Source organism: Clavibacter lycopersici (genome assembly GCF_003576405.1).
Lineage (GTDB): Bacteria > Actinomycetota > Actinomycetes > Actinomycetales > Microbacteriaceae > Clavibacter > Clavibacter lycopersici.
This window is the reverse complement of sequence record NZ_QWGT01000537.1, coordinates 1-496: the sequence shown is the minus strand read 5'-3', so window position 1 is coordinate 496 and position 496 is coordinate 1. Positions and strand designations below refer to the sequence as shown.

The following is a 496-nucleotide window of genomic DNA, read 5'->3' as shown; positions in this document are numbered from 1 at the left end:
AGCAATCGCCTACACCCGCACGGGTGCCCCCGACGTCCTGCAGCCCGTCGACCGCGACGAGGCCGCCCCCGGTCCCGGCGAGGTGCGCGTCCGCGTCGTCGTCTCCGGCGTGAACCCCACCGACTGGAAGTCCCGCGACGGCGGATCGCCCGGCCAGGAGCTGCCGTTCCCCGAGGTCGTCCCCGACCAGGACGGCTCCGGCGTCATCGACGCCGTCGGCCCCGACGTGACCGACCTCGCCGTCGGGGACCGCGTCTGGATCATGCTGGCCGCCCACGGCCGCCCCACCGGCACCGCGCAGGAGAAGACCGTGCTCCCCGTCGACCGCGTCGCGCCCCTGCCCGACGGCCTCACCTTCGACCTCGGCGCGAGCCTCGGCGTCCCCGCCGTCACCGCGCACCGGGCCCTCACCGTCTCCGAGGACGGCCCGTCGCGCCTCGCGCCCGGCGCCCTCGCCGGGAAGCACGTGCTCGTCGCGGGCGGCGCCGGAGCGGTC

At 77.4% G+C, this 496-nt stretch carries 1 protein-coding gene; it reads left to right on the top strand.

Features of this window, described 5'->3' with window-relative positions; translation table 11 throughout:
* Positions 1-496: alcohol dehydrogenase catalytic domain-containing protein (locus DZG00_RS16415; RefSeq protein ID WP_233550188.1), on the top strand; the 496-nt coding region annotated here is incomplete at both ends.